We start from the raw sequence: 20,575 nt of genomic DNA on the forward strand, positions 1-20,575 counted from the left end.
TTTTACAGCGAGAGACGTTCTATAAAGAATTTCCATCTATTGACCAGCACACTCACGCATTGGAAACCGAATATCAGCAGCGATACACAGATGCTGTTCAGAAACGGGCGAAGGTCTATTGCAAGGCTTTAGAAAAGCTACAAAGCACGCCAGGTTGGGAAGATCTGAACGACGACCAGAAACAGCGCATTTTACATCCACTCTCCAGCCGTACAGAAACAGACATTAATCCCCAGCCAGAAATCTCACTTTTGCGAGCAGATATAGATGCCTGCTGGGGTCGTCTAAAAGTAGCAATTACCGAACTGCTGGAAGTGGTGGAAGAAGGAAGAATTGTACAGATCAATATCTCAGAATACTTCGCTGGGGGTGTTGAAACCGAAGAGCAACTTGATGCTGCTCTTGCCGGTATTCGTGAAGCCTGTGAACGCCTGATTGGTGAGGGTAAGAAGATCTGGATTCAGTAAGTTTCTTACATGACACGGTATCTATAAAATATGAATAAAACAACCCGCAGTGCCATCCAACGTGCTACCCAAGATGCTCGTCGTTTGCTCGAAGACGAATACCAGGCTCAACTTCAGGGCACTTTTGACATTTTGCTCAATGGTAAAATCTCTCCGAAATCGGGTGGTCATCTCAACGCCACAGAACGTATTTGTCGTGAAAAACTCATCGCCGATATTGACCATCGTGAAGCAGGCGGACAAAAAAAATCCGATGCTGTAGATAGTTACCTTCGTGAAGCCGCTTTCACCACTCTGAACCGCTTCGTAGCTCTTAAAATGCTCGAAGCTCGCGGCCTTGTTCAAGAATGTATCTCTAAAAAGGAACAATCCGCAGGCTTCAAAGAATTCACCGGATTGGCTCCGGGGATAGTGCAGTTGCTTGACAATGGCTATCGTCTCTATATCGAAAGCCTTTTTGATGAAATCGGCCGTGAAGTCCGCGTGCTCTTTGACCGACGGGATCCTGCCTCACTTCTCTGGCCTCGTCGCCAGGTGCTCAATGGCCTACTCGACATACTCAACGCCTCCGACCTTGCCGAAGTTTGGCAAGAAGATGAAACAATTGGTTGGGTCTATCAGTATTTCAATAGTGACGATGAACGCAGAGAAATGCGCAAAGCGTCACAGGCCCCGCGAAACAGCCGTGAACTCGCTGTTCGCAACCAATTTTTCACCCCACGTTATGTGGTCGAATTTCTCACTGATAATACAATTGGCCGCATCTGGTATGAAATGCGTCAGGGAGACACCAGGCTTGTAGATGAATGTGATTATCTTGTACGTCGTCCAAATGAAGTTTTTCTGTCCAAAGGCGAAGACCCTCCTGAAGAGTCTGATACTGACGACTTGACTCAGGAGGAACTGCTCAACAAAACAGTCTATATTCCTCACCGAGCCAAGAAAGACCCTCGTGACCTGAAGATTCTCGATCCGGCCTGCGGCTCGGGTCATTTCTTACTCTATGCCTTCGATCTTCTTCTTACTGTCTACGGCGAAGGCTGGCAGGACGATAATTCTACCACCTCTGAAGTTACAGGCTGCACCTTACGTGAAGATTATCCCAACATTGATGATCTCATGGCAACATTACCCAGCTTGATCTTGCGTCATAATTTGTACGGCATCGACATTGACCCACGTGCAGCACAAATAGCTGCATTTGCGCTCTGGATGCGTACACAACGTGCCTACAATGAAACCAACATTCCGCATAACAATCGCCCCACTATTGCCAGAACCAACATCGTTGTAGCAGAGCCGATGCCTGGTGAAAAAGAATTGCTTCAGGAATTTACCAGCACTCTTCAACCAAAAGTACTTGGTCAATTGGTTGAGGTTGTATTTGATAAAATGCAACTTACAGGAGAAGCTGGATCACTTCTCAAAATTGAAGAAGAAATACGAGATGCAATTGGCGAAGCTAAAGCACTGTGGCAAGAAGGGCCAAAGCCAGAGCAGCTCTCGCTTTTCCAAGATGACAGCAAAATCAAAGAAGAGCAACTTCAACTTTTCGATGTATCTGGCATCACCGATGAACAATTCTGGAGGGAAGCTGAGCAACGTATCTACAACAGTCTTGAGAGATACACTGAAAGCTCAACAAGTGCAGCAGTCTTTCGCCGTAAACTATTTGCGAATGATGCAATCAGAGGGTTCGCATTTATTGATTTATGTCGCAAGAAATATGATGCAATTGTAATGAATCCTCCCTTTGGAGAATCTCCAAGAGCTACAAAAGAATGGTTAAAGAGACGGTACGGTTTGGGGCGACCGGATCTTTACATGTGTTTCTTTTTTCGTGCTGCAGAGCTAGCAGCAAAAAATGGTGGTTTAATAGGTGTAATTTCATCTCGTACATTTCACACTCTTGAATTTTTCACCTCTATGCGTCGTTCAATGTTGACTGAAGGACCATATCTTTCGGTTCTTTTGGATACAGCAGGAGGCGTCTTGGACGACGCAACAGTTGAAACAAGCATTTACATTGTGCGCAATATCCTAAAGAACAATTTTGAAGATGAGATTCTTTTTTTCGCTCTTGATTCTACAATTGATAAGGATGGAACCTTACGTGCCATACTAGATCAATTGAATAAGGGTGAACAGGCACAGCAACTCTTCCTTAAGAAACCAAGTCTTATGTCCTTGATTCCGGGCGGGAGTTTTGCCTATTGGTTACCATCAGAATTCGCAGAATTATTCCAACGATACTTACCATTTAATTGCAATACAGCAGTTAAGTCATTGGCTGAAGACCAACACCGAGAAATTGAGGACTCAAATACGTCGGTTATTCTCCAAGGGCTAATACCAGGTGATATCGGGCGTTTCTGTAGACTCGAATGGGAGGTAGATTCAACACAAGTAGGTAGAGATGGTTCTTGGGTGAGACTATTGCAGGGGGGGCAGTTTCGTTGTTATTGGTCTGATGAACCCTGGATGATATCTTGGAAGGAAGATGGCAAAGAGATAAGAGCATTTGCCGCCCAACGTTACGGTGGGGCAAGTCGAACAATTAAGAACGACGGCTTCTTCTTTCGTCATGCTATCACATTCCCACGCGTTAGCAGCGGTTTTAATGCAAGAGTCATGCCAAGCAATTCAGCGTTTTCAGATACAGGTATGGCTTTCGTTCCCTCAAATCCAAATGATGTCTTGAAATTATGTGCTATATTAAATTCTCGGCTAGTAGAAATCCTTACGAGAGCTCTTCATCCCGGAAGAAAGTTCGAAGTTGGTCATATATCTGCACTTCCTAATATGGTTGATCAAATAGATCAAGAGATAGAGGGATTGTCATCTCAGATTTTCAAACAAGCGCAATACACCCTAGAGCTTAGTATAATCTCTCTTGAAATTAGAAATAGTCAACCGATTCTACCAGACTGCAATTCATTTCAGGAGATATACAAATGGTTTCAACGGAGCTTCATTGATAGTTGGTCTAAATATTCTTTGATACAAAATAAAATTGACGATTTGATCTTTAATAGTCTTGGAATTTCAGAGAGAACTCGTGATTTCGCGTATCGGTTATTTTTGCATCAACTTGATTCAAAGTCTGCACGGCCAGAAATATTGTATGCCCTTCTACCTGAATGCGCGAAAAAGGAACTAATTGAGTCACAAGTGCCCAAACCAGAGATCATAGGACGACGAATTCTATATTCAAAAATACGATATTACACAAGCCAGATTAACCGTTCAGCTATTCTTGGAGCAGATGATCCAGGTGGCAATGAAGATTTCTCCAGTCAATTATGGAACCTAATGCCTTGGTGCGAATCAGAAGAGAAAAATGCCCCACAGAGCATTTCATCCCCTGATGAAATGCGATCATATATCAGAACACGATTTTTCGATGATCACATAAAGGACTTTTCCTCTCGTCCAAGACGAGCTCCGATTTACTGGCAAATTGCCACACCATCTGCAAGTTACTCAACTTGGCTCTATTACCACCACTTCACAAAAGACACATTCTATGCAGTACTCAATGACTACGTCACTCCCAAGGTCCAGCACGAAGAGCGTAAGTTAACTAACCTCATCCAAGAGGCCGGTCCAAATTCTACAGCAAGCCAGCGTAAGGATATCAACACACAAGAGACTTTTATCGAAGATCTCCGTGCTTTTCGTGAAGAGATTGCTCTCATTGCACCGCTTTGGAATCCCAACCTTAACGACGGCGTAATCATTAACTTTGCCCCACTTTGGCGATTGACGCCTCAACATCGAATCTGGCAGAAAGAGTGTCAGAAATGTTGGGATAAACTTGTGGTAGGTGATTATGATTGGTCGCATCTTTCTATGCATTTGTGGCCTGAGCGTATAGTACCTAAGTGCGCGACGGATCGCAGCTTGGCGATTGCCCATGATTTGGAAGAGGTATTCTGGGAAGAAGATGAAGATGGCAAGTGGCATCCGCGCGACGTATCCAAAGGCGAAATTGAAAAACTGATTGATGAGCGTACATCCTCAGCCGTTAAAAATGCGCTCAATGATTTGTTGTCTGCCCCAGCCCCTGCAGGTAGTCGTAGGCGAAGCCGAACAAGACGGACATAGTTATGAACCCCTTTCACGATTATCTCAGCCAGCAGCTTCTCAAACATCTACAGAAGCGGCGAGTCGTTACCTGGTATGATCCGGATGCTGGATTCCAGCCCTATATCGACACGTTGATGGCGTCGGCCGTGTATGATGGAGATATTCCTCAAGTTACGATACAGGCGCTATCCACGTATCTAATCCAATTTGATGGATCCTTTTTCCAAGTTCGTATCTTGGCTGAACCATTGGTGTCTGTTGACGATCCTGCTCCCATGCTGATCTATGTGCCAGGTGCTTCACGCGATCTTACAGGATCTGTTCTGATGGAGTTAGAAAGAGCAGGCGAGTATTTTGAGTGGAAACTCAAAAGTATGGCCAGATTCTGTCTGCGTCAGACCATGACCGATGGCGTCATCGACGATCTGTTGGCGCCAGAGCATGTGACCTACACTGATGTGGTTCATTTTCTTGAACAGGGAAACACGGGCGAAACAGCATCAATGCTGAAGGTGATATTTGGCACGTCCAAAGATGCTGTGTCATTGCTGGTATCCTGGCTTGCCGACGACAGCCAAGATGGAGTGATTGGTGAAAAGGATGCCATTCCTGAGTTGATAAAATTGATCGAGACCCGCCTAGGACTTGCAATAGAGGAAGATACCGCACTATCCGACGCCAGACGAAAAACCTTACAGTATGTGCTGGTTAATGAATTTCGTTCTGATCTGAGCGGTGATCCTCCAGAATCTATTAATATGATCTCAAAACTGCCCTCCAAGGATCATTTGGACAGAATTCGGCTGGTGGCTGAAACTTTGCGTGAAGGATACGCTGAAGCCTATGTAACTCTGGCCAATCAAGTTGAACTGGGGTTAGCACTTAGCGGAGCTTCTCTCAGCGCAGACGACCTGAGGGGTATTGATACGTTCCAATTTGAAGAAAAATTGCTGATAGATCATTGTGCCGATGCCATTTCCAGCCGCGACTATGATCGGGCAATGGACATTGTTGAAGGCCGCAGCCGAAGTTTCTGGGTTGAGCAGGATGTGGTACGACAGGCGCAGTGGGAAGCCTGTCGGTTGATGGCTGAACTTGGCCGACAAATTTCTGCTGTTCGTCCGGAACTCGAAAAAATGAAATCCGATCCCGATGCTTGGGCTCAGGCTTACACGGCACCGGATGGATGGCACCAAATTGACCTAACTCACCGTATCCTGGAGGCCTGGGTTGCTAAAATGGACGAAGAGCCCGAAGCCGAACAGGCATTGGGCGTGGTCCGCAAAGAATATGAGACACTGCTTCAACAGATGACTGTAGGATTTGCAAAAGCTCTAAAGCAAGCTGGATGGACGCTGGCCAGTCTACGCCATCAAACCCACATTTATCCTGATGTCGTAAAGGCTTCAGGCAGCAAGCAAGTGGCTTATTTTTTTGTAGATGCCATGCGCTACGAAATGGGCGTGGAGCTCGCCCGGCAGTTTCAAGATGGCCAGGATCTGACCCTGCAGCCAGCCGTGGCGGCTCTGCCAACCATTACCCCAGTAGGCATGGCGGCATTGCTTCCTGGAGCATCGGCCAGTTTCTCTGTGGATGTAAACAAAGGTAAGCTTACGATCTGTATAGAAGATGTGCAAATGCCCAACATTCAGACCCGTTTGAAGTTTCTCAAAGCCAAAGTACCCGATGTGGCTGAAATGCCCATCGGCAAGCTACTTCAAACTTCGCAGGGGCGATTAAAAAAAACCGTCGAGAAGGCCTCACTCGTTGTCGTTCGTTCTCAAGAAATTGATTTCCTTGGCGAAAGCAATGACGATTGGCTGGCTCGGCAGGTGATGGATACCACCATCGGCAATATCGCCCGTGCCGTTCGCAAATTAGCGGGTTTAGGGATTGAGCAGTTTGTTATCACCGCCGACCACGGACACCTTTTTTCAAGCCGAAAAGAAGAAGATATGCGCATGGATCCACCGGGTGGTGATACGGCCAGTATTCATCGACGCTGCTGGATGGGCCGTGGCGGACAAACCCCGTCTGGAACCGTTCGTGTGATGGGCACTGAACTGGGTTATAACACCGACCTGGATGTAATTTTTCCGACCGGAACCGCTGTTTTTAGCACGCAAGGTGGCTTGAGCTACCACCACGGAGGCATCAGCCTACAGGAAATGCTTGTGCCGGTCATCAGCCTACGTTTCCCTGCTTCTGTTGAGGAAACGTCCAGCTTGGAAATCGCTTTGGAGGACTGTCCACATACATTAACCAACCGTACCTTTGGCGTCAAAGTCGCCGTGGCATCAGACCTGTTCCAACAGGAACCTGTTATATTGCGTCTTATTTTACTTTCTGGCGGTGAGCAGGTTGGTCAGACAGGCATGGCAATCGATGCCGATTTCGACCGCACCACCGGGTGTGTTGCCGTGAAACCTGGCACAACTGCCAGTATCGGCTTGATGCTGATACGAGATGATTGTGAAACCGTGCAAATTGTCGTACAGGATCCAAAAACCGATGCTGTGCTGGCCCAATCAGCCGACATCCCGATCAACCTGGGGATATAAACTATGGCAATGGAAGAACCACTGGTAAGAGACCTACTGGACGATAAAGTAAACCGCATCTTTGCAGGTAAAGTCGTGCGAAAAGATCTGGTGCGAAAAGTCAAAGTCGGCGCCAATGTCCCTGTGTTTGTGCTGGAATACTTGCTGGGAAAATACTGTGCTTCTTCCGATGAGATGGCCATCCAGATGGGGCTGCAGGTCGTCAATGATACGCTTGCAAACAACTACATCCGGCCCGACGAGGCGACTAAAGCCCAGAGTAAAGTCAAAGAACAGGGCAAACACACATTTATCGATAAAGTAAAGGTGCGTTTGGTGGATTCCAACTATTGGGCTGATGTCACGAATTTTGGACATCGCTTTGTACATATTCCCGATCACTATGTGCGCGATTATGATCGGCTGCTCACCGGTGGAATATGGGCACAGGTTGAAATGAGCTTTTCCTATGACGAGGAAAACCGAGGTAAATATCCATTTTGGATTGACAAGCTCACACCTATTCAACTCGCAACATTTGACCTGGACGAATACCGCAGATGCCGTGCAGAATTTACCACCGATGAATGGATTGATTTCATGATGCGTAGCATAGGCTACGAGCCAATGGAAATGGAACAACGGCTCAAAATGCTGTTTTTAACCCGACTCATCCCACTGTGCGAAAGAAATTTCAATCTTGTCGAACTCGGTCCCCGTGGTACAGGAAAAAGCTACGCTGTACAAGAACTATCCCCTTATACTGCACTGCTGACCGGCCCAACGACGGTGGCCAATTTATTTGGCCATATGAGCGGGCGCCAGAAGGGTATGGTCGAAATTTGGGATGTGGTCGGTTTTGATGAGGTGGCCGACTTACAGAAAATGTCGAAGGAAGTTATCACCACGATGAAAACTTATTGTGAGTCCGGCCAATTTCAACGCGGGCAGGAAGCCAAAGCAGGCTATGCCAGTGTGGCAATGTTTGGCAATACGCAGCTGCCTGTGGATGTGATGGTGCAGACAGGACATCTCTTTGAACCCATGCCGGATATCATCCGCAATGATATGGCATTCATCGATCGGCTGCACTTCTATCTGCCCGGCTGGGAAGTGCCTAAGATGCAGAACGAGCACTTTACAGATCACTATGGCTTTGTCGTGGATTATCTGGCCGAGGCTCTCCGCGAGTTGCGAAAGCATAACTTCACTGAGATTATCGACCGTGACTTCTCATTGGGCAGTCATCTGAACGCACGTGACCGAAAGGCCGTTCGGCGCTCAGCCTCTGGAATGATAAAGATTCTACACCCTCACGGAGAAGTCTCCGCAGAAGATCTTGAAGAAATTGTAATTTTTGCGCTCGAAGGTCGCAGAAGAGTGAAAGAACAGCTAAAAAAAATGGGCTCGTTTGAATATTACCATACCTCTTTCAGCTATGCAGTCAACGAAACGGGTGAAGAGCGATTTGTTGGTGTGCCTGAACAAGGGGGCCAGGATCTAATCTCAGCTGAGCCACTCCCCGCCGGGACGATCTATTCCGCCTCCGTGAGTGGCGACGGCACAGTGGGTCTTTATCGCATCGAAGTCAGTACTTCCTCCGGAACAGGAAAGTTACGCATGGCGGGTGGTGTTAGCGGTTCAATGAAGGAATCCATTCAACGAGCGTTCAGCTATCTGTTGTCTAATAAAACAACCTTTGGCGTCGGACAGGAGGTCGATATCTCCGATTTTCACGTAGAAGCTATTGATCTTCTTGGAAACCGGATAGAAGCCGAAGTTGGAGTCGCCTTCTTTGTTGCCGCATTTTCAATTCTACGCAAAACAGCGCCGATCCCAGGTCTTCTGGTACTCGGAGATATGAGCATCCAAGGCAACCTCAAACCTGTGCGCTCGCTTGTTGAGCCACTTCAAGTGGCGATGGATAACGGTGCAAAGAAAGCGCTTATTCCCATAGAGAATAAGCGTAGCTTCTTTGATGTCAGTGCTGATGTTCTGGAGAATGTGGACCCGATTTTCTTTGGTGACCTTCGGATAGCTGCATTCAAAGCATTGGGGCTGAACTAGCTGGAGTCTGAATCTCAAGATTCGCTCCTATAAAATCAGACCTTCAGATTTTAAGGATCGGAGCTTTTTTTCTTGTGTCCGCTGACCTGACGGCGCATATTAGAAACACCAATAAAATCCAACAGAAAGACGGGAAGTTGTTCGAGGTCTCAGGGCACTACATCGTGCGGTGCAGGATACCCTCGTCGATCGCCTTCTTCGTTTTATTAAAGGAGGTAGCGACATGGTAAAAAAAATTCTGTCTTATCCCGGTGTTATGACCGCCCTGTTCGTATCGGGGTGGATGTCGTTTATAGGTGGATACATAATTGATGATCCTCGTATTTCGATACTACTTCAGGCGATTGCCAGGGTCCTGCCCTGAGACCTTGAACTCCAATCTGATGGATTGTAATATCAAAAGCCCTCCTGAAAAAGACAGGAGGGCTTTTTTTGTTTTCCCTGATCGGTGTCAATACACTTCTCTGCGATGGCGAAAAGAGTATAGGACGACTTCTTGTCCAAATATATCGTAACGCAGACGATAGTCGCCATGCCGAATGCGCCACTGGCCCTCTCCCGGTTTTATATCCTTGAGTTTTTTAATATGGTATTGCCTCGTGCGATTGTAGGGATCCTCGCCGAGAATGACACGTAACCCCTCAAGGACTTCCACCAGTTCGGGATGTTGTCTAAGGCGTTTTCGGGCATCGCGCAGAAATCGGGATGAAGTACGAATAAGAAACGGTTGCGGCATTATAGATAGTGCCTATGAATGCGTTTTTACTTTTTTGGGGTCGTCGCCAGCATGTAGTTCAGACAAAAATTCATCCAGAGGTCTGGTTTCGCCTTGTCGATATTCTTTATACCCCTCCGCAATCTGCTCTTGCATCTCGGAATCTTGGAGTTCTAACCAATCTTCCATATCATCTATGTCCATAATACCAGCAATGGGAATACCGTTTTTTTCCAGGATGAAACACTCGTTATTGAGATGTGCCCGCCTTACGATCTGTCCCAAATTGGTGCGGGCCTCGGTTAAAGGAACGCGATGTACCATAGGAGTTGTTTTTTTCAAGATGACCACCTCTGTGTAACATTGATTAACGTTAGCAAATCTATGATCAAAAATATATACGACTATCCAAAAGGCACAAGTCTTAATCGACGACATGGTCACCCGTGTAATGCCTGGGAGACTGCCGCCAAACTTTATTTTTTTAAGTTGTCCGCTTTACCGTCAACATCCCTCACGCGGTATTTCACTGTGCCAATCGCGATGAAAAATCTCCTTTTCACCTTCATGGACCACAACTTTATTCGTCAGATAAAATAGTCTCTCATCACAGCGCATGTCACTCTGCGTTTCTACCCGAACACGCCACGCGCCTCTAACGAGTTCAATTTTTCGCTCACACTTCGCGGTCGCTGAAAGTGGATCCATCATTTCTATTTCCCACAGATCTTTCGCCCACTCATCTAACTTAAGCCCATCCTCAAACCGCAAACGCCCACCATCCGTCAAAACCTCATAAATCAGTTTTTCATCAACCCCATGCCAATGTCCAACGGGAAACCGCCCCGACTTCCGAAGCACGCTGTGTTTCAGTTCACAGGCACCTTCGGGATCATCATAAGGTGCTTTCAGAGCTTGACCAGACCATATAGGCAAACGCAAACACCCACCATTAAGTCGCAAAGTCACCGGCTCAGGTGACGGCCATGCCTGAGGCCAATACGCGGGCGATAAAGATACGCGCAGTGCATGCCCTTCAGATATGCGACAACCAATGGCATCGAGTCTCACCGCGACATCAAATATCTCGTCGGATTTGAGATATCTGGCTCCCTCGTGCGCTTCGCCATGCGCCAGATTGAGCACCCCCCAGCTCAAAAGTGCTGATGTGCCGTCTGGAAAAACTTCACACAATCTCACGGATATGAGCGCGCGTTCCCTATTCGCTGACAAGCGCATAGACACTTCGGGAAAACCCAGAATATCAAGCGGCTCCCTTAAAGGTAGCGATGTAAAGATCACAGACCGCCCATCCTCTGCACGCTGATCTGGCGGATAATCACCTATAACACCCATTGGACACCAATTTCCAGAATCCTGTCCGTGTGCCAGCGTTCCAGAAATAACCATATCGCCCACCTGCCGGGGTTCTTCGCCGAGCGATCCGTCCATGCCCAACGGATATTCGCGCACTTCACCACGGGGCCAGATAGGCTCTTCTATCCAGAACCCCGGCCAGGTCTTGTGATTGGCGGCTGGCTTTTTACTCTCCTGCATCCACACGCGCAATACAGGCTCTTCCATAATGCCGGTATCTATCCCCTTCAACCAGTAATCCCACCACCGCAAACATTCCTGCAAAAACCCAATCGCAGGACCGGGAGTCCCTCGTTCGGGAAATTGGTGCGCCCAGGGACCAATAAGCCCTTTTTTTGGGCAGGACAATCCTTCGAGCAATCGGGGAATCGCGTTGGTATAGCCATCTGCCCACCCACCAACAACATAAACCGCGCATGTGATCGCAGAAAAATTTTCACACACCGATCCCTGTTTCCAGTAGGCATCGCGCATCTGATGCGCCATCCATATATCGACAAATGGCGCGAGATGATTCAGCCTATCAGACCACATCTCACGCCATTTATCACCTGCATTTTTGGGATCGGGTGGCAAAGCACAATTGACCAGCATCGTCGATGCCCAATACAGCATCTTAGACGCCAGCACACATCCCCCCTTGTAATGCACATCGTCTGCGTAGCGATCATCGGTCGAACACAAACTGATTACAGCTTTGAGTTCAGAAGGCCGGTGTGCAGCGACCTGCAACCCATTGAACCCACCCCACGACTTGCCGTACATGCCCACCTTGCCCGTTGACCAGGGTTGCGCTGCAATCCAGGACAAGACCTCGAGCGCATCTTCTTGTTCTCGCGGCAAATATTCATCTAAAAGCACGCCCTCAGAATCGCCACTTCCCCGGATATCCACGCGGATTGAGGCATATCCATGACCGGCAAAATAGGGATGATGCACCGAATCCCGTACAGCAGTACCATCGCTTTTGCGGTACGGCAAATATTCCAGAATACCCGGCACGGGATTTTGTTCTGCATCTTCTGGCAACCAGATGCGCGCGGCCAATCGCGTACCATCTGACAGGGGAATCCAGATATGCTCAATCTCCCGAACAGATCGGGGAAATTCAGTAATCACGCGCATAAATTGTATATCACCCTCTACAAATCGACAACCCGGGGTTTTGGTTGCCCTTTGCGCCCGTGCAAATACGCATCATTTTCCGAGGGCCATCGCATGCCGTATTGCTTGCTGCGCTGGCGTTTGTATCCGGCATTGTAATAATTGCTCGTCGCCATCCAACTGAGCAAATCTGTGAACATCTCGCCTTTCACATCGGCGTATTCAGACCTATCCCAAACATTCCACAACTCTCCGGGATCGCGATCTAAATCATACAACTCGCCTTCTGCTTGCCCGATATAATACACCATCTTATGGGTCTGTGACCGCATCATAATCTGATAATTATCCTCGCAAAAAACGTATTTTCGAGGCACGGGCGTCTCCCCATTCAAATACGGCATCAAAGAGCGGCCCTCCAAATAGGTCGGAACAGCTACTCCCGCAGCCTCTAAAATCGTCGGACCCAGATCCATAAGCGAAACCAGATCGCGCGTTTCGCACGGACGATCAACAGACTGCGGCGTGCGAATCATCAGCGGAATATGCACAATCGGATCGTACATTAACCACTTATACGCCAACCCGTGGTCGCCCAGCATCTCGCCGTGATCGGAACAAAAAATCAACAAACTATTCTCCAACCACCCCCGCGCTTGCAGAGCATCCATAATCTCGCCCAGCTTTTCATCAACCGTCGAAATATTCCCGTAATAATGCCGCTTCATCTCGGCGAGTTCATCATCTGTACGCCCGCGCAAATCGATTTGCGATTCGTGATCAGTCGTCGCGTGCATATCCAGATGCGCCGCATGTTGCGGCGGCTTATCCTCCAATTCCCCATCGCGCTTCACACACGGCGGCATATCTCGATCGCAATACAGATCCAGATGACGCGGCAAGGGATCCCAAGGCTCGTGAGGTCCCGTAAAACCGATCTGTAAAAACAGCGGTTTATCACCCTGGTGATTGCGAATCCAGTTCAACGCAGAATTGCCGATAAACACATCGCTGTGAAAGCGCTCCTCCTCGTGCCACACAACCCCCTGACATTTGTTGAGCCACTCGGGATCTGCCTTATTGCGATCATTGGGCCGCTTCACATTGTGAAACGTCATATACCTGCCCCAATCGTCATCTGCCCCACCGCCGTCCAGCGCCTTATTGGTGGGATTTTCCACAATAACGCGGTCGTGAAATCCGCCGGGAATATCACGCGGAGTCAAGTGCATCTTGCCAATATTCACGCAATAGTAGCCCGCATCCGATAAATCCTGCACCCAGTTGCGGTGATTTGCCCAGTGATCAAAACTATAAACGCCCGTCGTATGCGGGTACATACCCGTAAAAATCGCCGCCCGCGACGCCACGCACGTCGCACCGGGACAATACGCCTGGCGAAACGATACACTCTCACGCGCGAGCCGATCCAGCGTGGGCGTAACCATATAATCATATCCCCACGCATGAATGGTATCAAAACGCTGCTGATCGGTAATGATAAAAATGATATGTGGCTTACCCTCAAACATACTCTCACCTCATGTCCCCAACGCAAAATGCGCCCCTGACAAAACCTGTGACGAAGCCACGCGATCGAGAATCCGCAGACGCAGTTGATTCTCAACCTCGGCCATCTCGGGCAAACCCGCGAGATTATTCACCTCATCGGGATCTTCTTGCACATTGAAAAGCAAATAGGGCTGCCCTTCGCGATTCAGCGCGATTTTCCATTCGCGATTCAACAACATAATTTCCCCGCCGTATTCCGATATCGCTTCTGTGCGGTGTTCTCGCGTCGGATCTTCGAGAACGGGACAGGCCGATTTGGCAAACTGCCTGAAGTCGAGTTCACCACCTGCAAGCTCGACCAGCGTCGGTCCCACATCAAACCACTCAATCGGACTATCACACACCGAACCAGCGACATCACCACTCGCTGTCTCGGGCGTGCGAATCAGCAGGGGAACCCGCACCGCACCATTTAAAAGATTGCTCTTATAAATAAAACCGTAATCCCCATTCATCTCGCCGTGATCCGACATCAGCACAACAACCGTATTATCCATCTCGCCGCGCTGTTCAATCACATCGAAAATCTCGCCAATCTGATCGTCGATCAACGCGACATTGCCCGCGTAATTTGCGCGCAACAATTTCTCTTCCCCCGGTTCAAACGGTATCTTTTGCTTGGCGTCCAACAAACCCCGTGGGCGCTCGCGATCATCATCTGGCGCCACAACCGGATCGGGCATATCCTCCGGATTGTACCGGCTATAATGGGGCTCTGGCGTATCCCAAGGTTCGTGCGGCCCCCCAAAACTCACCCAGCAAAACCACGGCTGATCGCGGTCATATCCCGCCAGATACTTCTTTGCCTGCTGCCCCACATACACATCCGCATAATCATCAAAAGGCAATGTCGATGGCCGCGTCACCCAGGGCTTATTGCTAAAACGCTCATCGAAATCCGCCTTATACGCATCCCACAACCCCTTCTCTTCCCACATCGCCGTCATGTACGACAAACATCGCGCGCTCGCCCTTGGCCCGCCAATCTCATCCACATCATCAAGTCCATAACTGTGCATCAAATGCTCGCGATCTCTCAAATCGCCTCCGTGCGGATGTAAATGCGTCTTGCCAAACAGACTCGTGCGATACCCCGCATCGCGCACCGCCTGCATCCACGTTGGACAATCTGGCGATAGCGTGTGGTTCTGATTATCCCACACGCCTGTATTGTGCGGATAGTGCCCGGTAGCCAGACTCAACCGCGTTGGAATACACACCGGCGAATTGGTCACGCAATTTGAAAACCGCACGCCCTCTGTTGCAATGCGGTCCATATTGGGCGTCTCCAGCCAATCGCTCACACAACTCAGCGCATCCCATCGCTGCTGATCAGTTATAATCATCAAAATATTCGGTTTGCCCATTCAGTGTCCTTTCTGAATTTGTTTTTGAGAACTATTTCGCCCAATATAAATGCCCAAAGTGAAATTGGCAACCGGTCTCAAGAAGCCTCATCGGCATCTCGATTCGCCTGCTTCAACAGCAAAATAATCTGATCTAAGCGCTTCATAAAACCATAGAGAAAGGCAAAAATCGTACACCACAATCCCACGATAAAAAGTCCTCCGGTAATCGCCATCAGAATCAAATCATAGCGCGTAAATTCTGGCATCTTTCCTCCTTAAAATGGGGTATGCTTGCTTGCTCGCTTGCTATTATAGTTCAATTGCCTTATGTTCCCCTTATTCCGAGGAACAAACATCTATCTACAATAGTCAAAAATAAAATAGCTCAAAGGATAATATCATGCGCCAATACCTGTGGATCGCAATATTTTTAATCGGATGCGGCGGCAGCACCACTGCGCCGACGCCTACTGAATCCGGCCTCACCGCCCAACACGCGCGTCTGGAACCCGTACAATTTCAAACGCCAGACGGATTTCTGTTATTTGGCACGCTCTTTTCTTCTCCCAATCACCCCACGCCTCGCCCTGCAGTCATCCTGCTCCACCCATTTAACGAAAATCACGTTCAATGGGCAGATTTTGTTCCCGAACTCGTTGCCGAGCGGGGCTATCTGGCACTCGCCTTTGACCTTAGAGGACATGGCAACAGCATCTTCCGCAATGGACAACCGGTCACAATCCAGAACTTTTCCATTGATGACGTCAACCAGATGCCGCTCGATGTCGTCGCTGCAATTGCATTTCTCAAAACCCGCTCAGAAGCCGACCCCAATCGCATCGGCGTCATCGGTACAGACCTCGGTGCCGATATCGCCTTTGTAAGCGCGGGTTTGTTTTCCGATATCAAAGCGACCGTATCCGTTTCGCCCAACTTTCTCGGGAACCAGGTTCAGGTAGTCCTCACCGGCACCAATATCCCCGGTTTTGCACCGCGCAATATCCTCTATCTCGCGGCTTTTGGCGATGGATATGCCTACACCACATCCCAAACCATGTCTGAATTGACCCGGGGAGTTACTGCCGTGGTCGGCTTCCAGGGAACGGGGCGTGGACTCGATTTACTCGCCCAGGGCAACGCGTGGACAACCGCCCTGGACTGGCTCGACAAAAATCTTTGAAACGATGTATGAAAACGCGTCATCTCTTCACACGGGAGGCAACCATGCGACCTTCAAGATGGCTATCGATCTTACTGATGGGCGCGGCACTATGCACCTTAGACCTGTCAGATATTTACGCACAGCGCGGAGGGGGTGGACGTGGCGGTGGTGGACGCGGCGGCGGAGGGGGTGGACGCGCGGATTTGAGCCCCCAGCAACGCAGACAATTTGCCGAATACCCCTGGGATGCCCAAAAACTCCTCGAAGCCAACGCGCAGATTCTCAACCAAATGCCAGCCCCCATACAGATGTACATACTCGATCAGGCTAAAAAATGGGACGATCTGTTTCCCGTTCGTCACCAACAACTCGAACTCTTCTTTCGCAAAATCCTCAACACCGATCGCCAGGAATTTAACGCGGTATTCGGCAATATCTTGCGCGAATTTCAGGCACTGCAGGGCAGCAGACAGGGCCGTCGGGGGCAACAAGGAGCACGCGGTGGTGGACAGGAGCGCCAGGGACAAGGAGTGCGCGGTGGCGGACAGGGAGGCCGACGAGGGCAAGGGCAAGGAGCACGCAGTGGTGGGCAGGGACGCCAGGGGCAAGGAGCACGCGGTGGTGGAGGTGGACGCGGAGGTCCCAGTCTGAATATCACCGACTTTACACCTGCTCAATACGCCATGATCGAACACGCTTTCGAATCTTTTGTCCTACCAGACCAGGGCTTGCCCAAAGGCGTGGTCATCATTGCGGTCACCGGATCGGGGTCGGGATCGAATATCCCCGCCTATCTGACGTACAGAGGGGCATTATTTAACAATATCGACTACGGCAAAAAATCGCGCGATTGGATGACCACCGTTCAAACGGCTTCACCCAATGCAATCAAAGGCAAAAATCTCAAAGTCCCTTCGCTATTTGAATATCACAACAAAGCCGTCGAGGACAAAACCCATACGCGCACATTGGCTTTCTACCAGTCTGGGGAAAAAGAAATCCCCCCCATAGTTAGCAAAGCCAAGGGCTATGGTACCAGATACAGCCCTTCTGCCGTCAACGCACCCAGCCTCGAAAAAATCGCAGGCACCATAGAAGAACAACTCGGCACAGCCATAAAACAGGGCAAATCGCAGCGGTATATCGACCGCATGGTCAAACCCAAGCTGACCCCGGAAGCTCTCAAACTCAAAAAAGTCATCAAAGATGAGGCATTTGGGCGGCTGGTATCCGGCGTATTGATGGACAGCGAAGAAAGCCGCAAGCTCGGTAGCGCATTCATCACCGAGGTCGCGCAAAAAGCCATGGATGCCGCACTTCCCGATATTGTCTTCATCGAAATGAAAGCCAGCGATGTCTCTACCCAGACCATCTCCCAATTTCACGACACAATGAGCGCTATGGCGCGCTATGGCAGCGGCGTGACATTCGCCCTATTCGATGAACCTGCTGGCCAGGCACTCATTATCAGCCCCAAAATCATTGGCGGTCAATCCTTCGACGGCCAAAGCCTCGAAAACATATCAGCCACCCTTGCCAGAGCGAGCAGTCTCATGCTCGACGGGGCAGCGGGAACACCTGTAGCAGAGGTGAGAATGCGTTAAAAGCGGAATCAGCACAGGGGCGAACTGTATGTTCGCCCCTATTTTTTTTGTAGCCGATATAGAATGCGCCCCTCCTCACACCGCCACCGCCTGCCTGCGCCTTACCGACTCAACCTCCACAAAACACAGACGAAGCGCGTCAGCGGCACTTTCACCAGAAATTTCTCTGGCAACCTCCCCGCTTTCCACAGCATCTACCGCAGCTTGAATCTCGTTGGTAAATGCCACAACGGGATCTGCATCGCCCAAATCCGGTACTCGCACCTCACCATCATCCGTAAGCAAGGTCACAGGCATCGTCACAACCGGCTTGCCGCCCAGAGTCGAAAACTCGAAAAGCACCGTAGCCCGCTCCATATAAACCTCAAACCCGTGTGTAAACGCCCTGCCCTGCTGAGAAATAGCACCCGAAGCACACGTCACGCACAAATCCGGCCGGCTGTCATATTGATAACTCGTCGAAATATATTCCACATACCGATCTCGCACCAGCCTGCCCGAAGACACCACCTGATCTGGCCGACCGAGCAGCACCAGGATATAATGCGTATCGTGAATATGCAAATCGACGCCCGGTCCCCCGCTCTTTTCCATATTGCCAAAAGCCGCCGTCCAATTGGGCTGCGAAATAACGCGCTTAAAATGCGCACCGAGCACATTGCCGTATTCCCCGCCATCGACCACCTGCTTGAGATAGGCAAACTCCGGGAAAAAGGGCAAAACCTGTGCCACCATCATCAACCTTCCCGTCTGTTCGGAAACCCGCACCATGCGGTCGGCATCCTCCAGACTCAACGCAATGGGCTTTTCGACCAGCACATGCTTGCCCGCGCGCATCGCAGCGATCGCAACCTCGCAGTGTTGTGACGTCGGCAAACAAATATCGACCAGATCAATAGAATCATCCGATAGCAAATCATCAATCTTCTCATACGTGCGAATACCCGAAAGATCTTCCACACCCCCCGGCTCGCCAAAATTGCCTCCCAAACCCCGCCAGTCTCCCGCCCGCTTTTTGGGACTGCGCGTGCATATCGCAGCCACCTTACCTCCACGCACATTCCGAATCCCCCGATAATGCGTCATACCCATAAATCCCAATCCGATAATACCTATCGAAACCATAACAACCTCCAAAGTAAGTGTCAGTGTTTTGACGCGAGCGCGTTTTCGCCCTGGTAACGGGCTATCAGGGCAGTGCCACACGAATCGCTCCAGACATTGACAGTGGTGCGACACATATCCAGAATGCGATCCACAGCTATGATCAGGCCAACCCCCTCCAGAGGCAATCCCACAGAGGATAGGACAATAGAAAGCATAACCAGCCCCGTCATAGGAATACCGGCCGCGCCGATAGAAGCCAACAAAGCAGTAAGAACGACCAGGAATTGCTGGATAAATCCCAGCTCAACCCCATATGCTTGAGCAATAAACAGGGCGGCAACACATTCGAATAGGGCTGTACCGTCCATATTGATAGTAGCTCCTAACGGCGCGACAAAACTGGTAGTGCGGTTGGAAACGCCAGCGCGTTGTTCCAGCGATTCAATGGTAATGGGCAAGGTCGCCGAAGAAGAACTGGTAGAAAAAGCCGTGAGAAGAGCCGGACTCATGGCGCGAAGAAGGGATAGAGGCGATATGCCACCGAAAAAATAGAGCACAAGCGGCAGAATAATCGCCGCGTGGACGACCAGACCAGCAAAGACAGTGAAGGCGTACAGCCCCAAATTGGCAAAAATCGACAGGCCGGTGGTGCCAACAACTTTGGCAACCAGGGCAAAAATGCCGATGGGTGCCAGACGAATAATAAAATGAGTTATTTGCATCATAGCTTCAAAAGCCGATTGGAAAAACCCACGCAGACGTTCTTGGTGCGAATCGGGCAAGCGGATAATGGCAAATCCGAGAAGAAAGCAAAAGACAATCACGGACAAAATCTGTCCCTCCGCCAGGGCCTTGAATACATTATCCGGCACCATATCCAACAACAACCGCTCAAGAGCGGCTTTGGGACCATCGCCGAATTGAGCTATGGAATGGGCCAATTGTTCAGGAGGCGCTTGCAAATGCAACTGTGCTCCTTTGCCTGGACTTATGGCATTGACCAATACCAGGCCGGTGATAATGGACAACAGGCTGGTACTCAGGTAGTAGGTAAAAGTCTGAGCACTCAGGCGTCCAAACTGACCGACCTGGCCTATGCCGACCACCCCTGAAACAATGGAAGCGACGATCAGGGGAACCATGATCATTTTAAGGCCCTTGAGGAAGAGGGTTCCCAAAAAGGCAAAGTGGAGAACGGATTCACCTAATAGCACGCCACTTATTGCGCCGAGGATCAACGCGATGAGGATTTGTACATGGAGCGAACGCATGTTTATTCTCTCTTGGGGATTTGCAGTATTCTCTGATCTGATGAGTTAAATAAAATAACCCTACATCCCACCTTTACACCATTGTTTTTTCACCGTCCCTATTTTCGCACACGGATTTGTTTAAGAACAGGTGTTATCTGTTTACACCAAC

15 protein-coding genes are annotated in these 20,575 nt (G+C 49.5%); 7 read left to right on the forward strand and 8 right to left on the reverse strand.

What is annotated here, in order from left to right; translation table 11 throughout:
* From OXG87_05705 to OXG87_05725, 5 genes are all read left to right on the forward strand, one after another.
* Positions 1 to 467: BREX system P-loop protein BrxC (locus OXG87_05705; GenBank protein MCY3869033.1), on the forward strand; the 467-nt coding region annotated here is incomplete at its 5' end.
* Between the two features lie 30 nt (positions 468 to 497).
* Positions 498 to 4,574 carry a BREX-1 system adenine-specific DNA-methyltransferase PglX gene (gene pglX / locus OXG87_05710; GenBank protein MCY3869034.1) on the forward strand — a complete coding sequence of 1,359 codons (4,077 nt, stop codon included), beginning with the start codon at positions 498 to 500 and terminating at the stop codon, positions 4,572 to 4,574.
* A gap of 2 nt (positions 4,575 to 4,576) precedes the next feature.
* A complete protein-coding gene (locus tag OXG87_05715; protein MCY3869035.1) occupies positions 4,577 to 7,117 on the forward strand; it encodes a PglZ domain-containing protein in 2,541 nt (846 codons plus the stop codon).
* Between the two features lie 3 nt (positions 7,118 to 7,120).
* Positions 7,121 to 9,163, forward strand: a complete 2,043-nt coding sequence (gene brxL / locus OXG87_05720) for a protease Lon-related BREX system protein BrxL (GenBank protein ID MCY3869036.1) — start codon at positions 7,121 to 7,123, stop codon at positions 9,161 to 9,163.
* Positions 9,164 to 9,386: 223 nt separating this feature from the next.
* Entirely contained in the window at positions 9,387 to 9,527 is a 141-nt protein-coding gene (locus OXG87_05725) for a hypothetical protein (GenBank protein ID MCY3869037.1), read from the forward strand.
* An 87-nt stretch (positions 9,528 to 9,614) separates the two neighbouring features.
* On the opposite strand, the gene OXG87_05730 is transcribed toward OXG87_05725, so the two are convergent.
* The 6 genes from OXG87_05730 to OXG87_05755 form a co-directional block, all read right to left on the reverse strand.
* Positions 9,615 to 9,899, reverse strand: a complete 285-nt coding sequence (locus tag OXG87_05730) for a type II toxin-antitoxin system RelE/ParE family toxin (GenBank protein MCY3869038.1) — start codon at positions 9,897 to 9,899, stop codon at positions 9,615 to 9,617.
* A gap of 12 nt (positions 9,900 to 9,911) precedes the next feature.
* Positions 9,912 to 10,220: a type II toxin-antitoxin system Phd/YefM family antitoxin gene (locus OXG87_05735; GenBank protein MCY3869039.1), complete on the reverse strand. Its 309-nt coding sequence runs from the start codon at positions 10,218 to 10,220 to the stop codon at positions 9,912 to 9,914.
* A gap of 162 nt (positions 10,221 to 10,382) precedes the next feature.
* Positions 10,383 to 12,380, reverse strand: a complete 1,998-nt coding sequence (locus OXG87_05740; protein MCY3869040.1) for a CocE/NonD family hydrolase — start codon at positions 12,378 to 12,380, stop codon at positions 10,383 to 10,385.
* A 17-nt stretch (positions 12,381 to 12,397) separates the two neighbouring features.
* Positions 12,398 to 13,891: a sulfatase-like hydrolase/transferase gene (locus OXG87_05745; protein MCY3869041.1), complete on the reverse strand. Its 1,494-nt coding sequence runs from the start codon at positions 13,889 to 13,891 to the stop codon at positions 12,398 to 12,400.
* A gap of 9 nt (positions 13,892 to 13,900) precedes the next feature.
* Positions 13,901 to 15,298 carry a sulfatase-like hydrolase/transferase gene (locus OXG87_05750; GenBank protein ID MCY3869042.1) on the reverse strand — a complete coding sequence of 466 codons (1,398 nt, stop codon included), beginning with the start codon at positions 15,296 to 15,298 and terminating at the stop codon, positions 13,901 to 13,903.
* Between the two features lie 77 nt (positions 15,299 to 15,375).
* On the reverse strand, positions 15,376 to 15,546 hold the full coding sequence (locus OXG87_05755; GenBank protein ID MCY3869043.1) for a hypothetical protein: 171 nt from the start codon (positions 15,544 to 15,546) through the stop codon (positions 15,376 to 15,378).
* Positions 15,547 to 15,680: 134 nt separating this feature from the next.
* On the opposite strand from OXG87_05755, the gene OXG87_05760 reads away from it, so the two are divergent.
* Entirely contained in the window at positions 15,681 to 16,460 is a 780-nt protein-coding gene (locus OXG87_05760) for an alpha/beta fold hydrolase (GenBank protein ID MCY3869044.1), read from the forward strand.
* Positions 16,461 to 16,504: 44 nt separating this feature from the next.
* Positions 16,505 to 18,046: a hypothetical protein gene (locus OXG87_05765; protein ID MCY3869045.1), complete on the forward strand. Its 1,542-nt coding sequence runs from the start codon at positions 16,505 to 16,507 to the stop codon at positions 18,044 to 18,046.
* Positions 18,047 to 18,121: 75 nt separating this feature from the next.
* Here the strand turns inward: OXG87_05765 and OXG87_05770 are convergent, their stop codons facing one another.
* Together OXG87_05770 and OXG87_05775 are read right to left on the reverse strand one after the other, a co-directional pair.
* Positions 18,122 to 19,171: a Gfo/Idh/MocA family oxidoreductase gene (locus OXG87_05770; protein MCY3869046.1), complete on the reverse strand. Its 1,050-nt coding sequence runs from the start codon at positions 19,169 to 19,171 to the stop codon at positions 18,122 to 18,124.
* Positions 19,172 to 19,191: 20 nt separating this feature from the next.
* The gene (locus tag OXG87_05775; GenBank protein ID MCY3869047.1) at positions 19,192 to 20,424 is read right to left on the reverse strand and encodes a dicarboxylate/amino acid:cation symporter; all 1,233 of its coding nucleotides are present in this window, start codon (positions 20,422 to 20,424) and stop codon (positions 19,192 to 19,194) included.
* Positions 20,425 to 20,575 lie beyond the last annotated feature (151 nt).

Source organism: Gemmatimonadota bacterium (genome assembly GCA_026706845.1).
Taxonomy (GTDB): Bacteria; Latescibacterota; UBA2968; order UBA2968; family UBA2968; genus VXRD01.

Coding starts and splice junctions, on each gene's coding strand:
- pglX (MCY3869034.1), top strand. CDS start 498: ATGAATAAAACAACCCGCAGTGCCATCCAACGTGCTACCCAAGATGCT.
- OXG87_05715 (MCY3869035.1), top strand. CDS start 4,577: ATGAACCCCTTTCACGATTATCTCAGCCAGCAGCTTCTCAAACATCTA.
- brxL (MCY3869036.1), top strand. CDS start 7,121: ATGGCAATGGAAGAACCACTGGTAAGAGACCTACTGGACGATAAAGTA.
- OXG87_05725 (MCY3869037.1), top strand. CDS start 9,387: ATGGTAAAAAAAATTCTGTCTTATCCCGGTGTTATGACCGCCCTGTTC.
- OXG87_05730 (MCY3869038.1), bottom strand. CDS start 9,899: ATGCCGCAACCGTTTCTTATTCGTACTTCATCCCGATTTCTGCGCGAT.
- OXG87_05740 (MCY3869040.1), bottom strand. CDS start 12,380: ATGCGCGTGATTACTGAATTTCCCCGATCTGTTCGGGAGATTGAGCAT.
- OXG87_05745 (MCY3869041.1), bottom strand. CDS start 13,891: ATGTTTGAGGGTAAGCCACATATCATTTTTATCATTACCGATCAGCAG.
- OXG87_05750 (MCY3869042.1), bottom strand. CDS start 15,298: ATGGGCAAACCGAATATTTTGATGATTATAACTGATCAGCAGCGATGG.
- OXG87_05755 (MCY3869043.1), bottom strand. CDS start 15,546: ATGCCAGAATTTACGCGCTATGATTTGATTCTGATGGCGATTACCGGA.
- OXG87_05760 (MCY3869044.1), top strand. CDS start 15,681: ATGCGCCAATACCTGTGGATCGCAATATTTTTAATCGGATGCGGCGGC.
- OXG87_05765 (MCY3869045.1), top strand. CDS start 16,505: ATGCGACCTTCAAGATGGCTATCGATCTTACTGATGGGCGCGGCACTA.
- OXG87_05770 (MCY3869046.1), bottom strand. CDS start 19,171: ATGGTTTCGATAGGTATTATCGGATTGGGATTTATGGGTATGACGCAT.
- OXG87_05775 (MCY3869047.1), bottom strand. CDS start 20,424: ATGCGTTCGCTCCATGTACAAATCCTCATCGCGTTGATCCTCGGCGCA.